This is a genomic window from Hymenobacter agri (genome assembly GCF_054778495.1).
This window is the reverse complement of the sequence record NZ_BAAGZM010001138.1, coordinates 1-767: the sequence shown is the minus strand read 5'-3', so window position 1 is coordinate 767 and position 767 is coordinate 1. Positions and strand designations below refer to the sequence as shown.

The window sequence follows — 767 nt, the reverse complement described above, 5'->3', positions numbered from 1 at the left end:
GTGTCGGGGTCTTTCAGCACGTTGGGCGGCAGCGCCCGCAACAGCCTGGCCCGCCTGACCGCGCTGGGCGTGGTGGATGGCACGTTTGCGGCGGCCGCCGGCAATGGCAGCAGCGGCGCTACCGTAATGAATGTGAACGAGCTGAACAGCGGCCAATACCTGGCTACGGGTTTCTTCAACGATTTTGGCGGGCAAAGTGCCAACGGGGTGGCCCGCCTGCTGGCCAACGGCGCTACCGATACCAGCTATTCGCTGCTGTTGGAGTACGTTGCTGGGGCTGCCCTAATACCGCAGAACAACGGCCAGCTGCTCATCGACACGTATGCCCCGCTCTCCTTCAATGGCCAGGCGGTGGGCAATCAAGCCGGCTCGTCCTTCCACCGCATCAATGCCGATGGTACTTACAACGCGCGGCTGGTGCTGCCGACCTACCCCCGCGCCAACGGCTACGACTATTACTACCGCGCCTTTCCGCAGCCCGACGGTACGTTTTACGGCGTTTATCAGAACAGCGACAGCACTGCCCTGATACGCCGCGTGCTGGCCAATGCCACTTTCGACCCCGCCTTCGCGGCTGCCGAACTGAAGTGGCGCCGGCCCTACCCATTCACTGCTTTGGGCGCCCTGCTGGCCGTGCACCCCGCCGGGGGCCTGCTGGTGAGCAGCGATGCGGCTAAAGTGAACGGCCAGCCCCGCACCATCCTGACCCGCCTCAACGCCAACGGCACCCTCAACACCCAGTTTGCGCCGCCCGCTGGCGCGGCCTG

Annotated in this window: 1 protein-coding gene; it reads left to right on the top strand. The window is 65.1% G+C overall.

All coding sequences use genetic code 11. The features are described 5' to 3' along the window. The coding region (locus ACYVDE_RS24955) for a delta-60 repeat domain-containing protein (protein ID WP_460504209.1) at window positions 1–767 on the top strand (767 nt) is incomplete at both ends.